3 protein-coding genes are annotated in these 2,909 nt (G+C 70.6%); 1 reads left to right on the forward strand and 2 read right to left on the reverse strand.

The genetic code is table 11. The features are described 5' to 3' along the window. Positions 1-312 precede the first annotated feature (312 nt). On the forward strand, positions 313-987 hold the full coding sequence (locus ABFX54_RS43125) for an MBL fold metallo-hydrolase (protein ID WP_346112740.1): 675 nt from the start codon (positions 313-315) through the stop codon (positions 985-987). A gap of 232 nt (positions 988-1,219) precedes the next feature. Here ABFX54_RS43125 and ABFX54_RS43130 read toward each other — a convergent pair whose 3' ends face one another. Both ABFX54_RS43130 and ABFX54_RS43135 read right to left on the reverse strand, forming a co-directional pair. Then, positions 1,220-1,813, reverse strand: a complete 594-nt coding sequence (locus ABFX54_RS43130) for a hypothetical protein (protein WP_346112741.1) — start codon at positions 1,811-1,813, stop codon at positions 1,220-1,222. A 96-nt stretch (positions 1,814-1,909) separates the two neighbouring features. Then, entirely contained in the window at positions 1,910-2,740 is an 831-nt protein-coding gene (locus ABFX54_RS43135) for an alpha/beta fold hydrolase (protein WP_346112742.1), read from the reverse strand. Positions 2,741-2,909 lie beyond the last annotated feature (169 nt).

The following is a 2,909-nucleotide window of genomic DNA, read 5'->3' on the forward strand; positions in this document are numbered from 1 at the left end:
GTGAACTACTTCCACACCCAACTCATGTACGACACCGCTGAGGATCTCCGCTACCTGCGCTCACGTGGCCTGCGCCGTGCCCACCTGGCCCGCGATCTTGCAGTCCGAGGAAGGGTGCGTCGCCCACGGCACCCGTGACAACGAACCGGGTGCTCGCGGTCGCGCCGGGCCCTGGGCAGCCCGCGGTGGAGCACCCGCGCAGGCCGTCCATGACCGTCTGGAACCTGGCATCCTCTATGAATGCGACAGGTAACCGTTCTCGGCAGTTGTGGTGCGTTTCCGGAGCCGGGCCGTGCCTGCAGTGGATTCGCGGTGGACTGGGACGGTTATCGCCTGCTGCTCGACCTGGGCTACGCCACGCTGCCGCGGCTGCTCGCGCACTGGCCGGACGGCGCGGTGGACGCTGTCGTCATTACTCACGAGCACCCTGACCACTGCATCGACCTGCACGGGCTGTTCCGGATGCGGTTCTACGGCGACCCCGGCGGGCCTCGGCTGCCGTTGTACTGCCCGCCGGGCGTGCTCGACCGGATCAGCGGCCTGGAGCCCGATGTGGACCTCCACGCGGTCTTCGACCTGCATCCGCTGCCTGGCAGCCACCGGGTGGGGCCATTCGCCCTCACCGGATTGTCGCTGCCGCACTATGTGCCCAACGCCGGCATCCGCGTCGAGGCCGACGGGGTCGCGCTGGCCTACACCGGTGACACCGGCCCAGCCCCCGCGCTCGCCGACCTCGGCCGCTACGCCGATCTGTTCATCGTCGAGGCCACCGATCGCGAGGGCGAGACCGACCGCCCCTCCCGCAATCTGCTGACCGCTACGGAGGCCGGCCGATGGGCCGGCCGCGCGGGCGCCCGGCGGCTGATGCTCACCCATTTCTGGCCGGGCAACGATCGGGCCGCCTCCGTGGCGGCCGCGCGGCAGGAGTTCGGCGGTGAGGTGCTGGCGGCCGAGGAAGGACTCACCGTCGCGCTTGGGCCGAACTAGCACGATGACCACTTGGGTTCACCAGTGCGGGGACACGCCGTTCCGGTTGCATGGGTTTCGCCTGGGTTGTCCTCCACGGTCGTCTCGGCATGGACGATCACGGCTGGAGGGAGGACTCGCATGGCCCGCGAACGCGCCCGCATTCGCGGCGAGAAACAACGCCGCTGGGGACGACCGGCACACCCGCACAGCATGATCACCCGACCCCGGGCCGACGTTCGTGGCCACCCCACTATCTGACCGGGCTGTCGAGGACGACCACTGTCTTCTGCTCGCCGTCCAGCCGGTCGATCTCGATGCCGACCCCAGTGGCCGCCTCGATGAAGGCGAGCGCCGTGGCGCGTCTGCCGTCGAAGTCCTCGCGGTCGAGGGCGTCGAGCATGACGTGGAAACCGGCGAAGACGTCCGGCGCGGGCTCTTCGTCGATCCGTTCGCCGAGAACGTAGTTCCGGATCGACGCCTGGATCCTGCCGCCGGCCGCGCAACGGATCGTCGATGTGCCGTTGACCCGCCATGACGTGGTCCACGCGCGGGCGTCCTCGCTGAGCGTGCGCAGCAGTTCGTCGGACGGAGGATCGCCGTACGTGCACTCCAGGAACCCGTACCCGCCGTCGCCCTCGAAGACGAAGAGCAGGGCGAGGTCCTCGTTCAGAGCCAGCTCCATGGGGTGGTCCACGGTGCGTTCCTCCGGGTCGCGCCCTCCGTTCATCCGCCACAGGAGGTCGTCCGGCGTCATCTCGTCGTCGAAGGGCTGCACCACCGTCCAGCAGGCGCTGTCCGCGAGCCATGCGTGCCGTTTGAAGAGAGCGCGGTAGTGATCAAACACATGATCATCATGGGGCACCAGCAGGCCGGAAAGGGACGGTCCGGCTGCGCTTTCCGCGCCCTGCCGCTGGCCGTCGCTCCTGGCCGTCGCCGGGCGTCAGAGCCGGGTGCGCAGCCAGTCCAGGCCGGATTCGGCGTGGGTGACGATGGTGAAGTGGCTGTCGCCCTCGCAAAGCCGCAGTTCGGCGTCCGGGCAGTGGGTCGCGAGCCACTTTCCGTGGGTGGCGGGGATGATGCGGTCCTCGGTGCCATGCAGGAGGAGGGTCGGGGCCTCGATGGCGGCGAGGTCGCAGCCCCAGGCGTGGGTGTAGGAGACATCGTCGTCGATCTGGCCGTACGGGCCGGCGTCGAGGGCCGGTTCCGAGACCTTGCCCAGCCATCCCCACGGGCCCTCGAACAACGCCAGGTCCGCGGCGGTGAACTCGCAGTCGTAGGGGAATCCGGACGCCGCCAGTGCCGTGCGCACCTCGCGGCCCGCCGCCGCCGTGCCCAGCGCGGCCACTCCGGACGGGACCATTCCCGCGAACCAGTCGAGCCCTTCCGCGTCGTACGGGGCGATGCCGGCCAGGCTCAGCACCGCCGGGACGCGGCTGCCCAGCGACGCGGCGCATCCCAGGGCGTAGGTTCCGCCGCCGGAGTAGCCGGCGACGGCGAACCGGTCGAGGCCGAGGGCGTCCGCGACCGACGCGGTGTCGCGGGCGACCGATGCCACGCTGCGGCCGGGGTCGGGGCTGGAGCCGCCGTAGCCCGGCCGGTCGAAGGACACCCATCGCAGGCCGAGCCTGTCGGCGGCGGCGAAGAGCGGCTCCGGCGGCGCGCCCAGGTTAGGCGTGCCGTGGTGCCACACGACGGGCAGCCGTCCGTTCTCCGCGGTGTCGTAGACGTGCAGCGTGCGGCCGTCACCCATCGCGAGGTCCCGTTCGATCATCTTCGGGACTCTACCCCTGCGCACGCTGAGGGTTTCCAGTGCCGGGTCACCACCGCTGAGGTTCTCGGTGCCGAGTCACCGCCCACGAGGTGACGGTCCGGCCACCGTGGTCCGGCCACCGTGGTCCCGCCACCGTGGTCCCGCCACCGTGGTCCCGCCACCGTGGTCC

Origin of the sequence: Nonomuraea maheshkhaliensis, from assembly GCF_039529435.1 — a bacterium.
In the GTDB taxonomy this organism is placed as follows: domain Bacteria; phylum Actinomycetota; class Actinomycetes; order Streptosporangiales; family Streptosporangiaceae; genus Nonomuraea; species Nonomuraea maheshkhaliensis.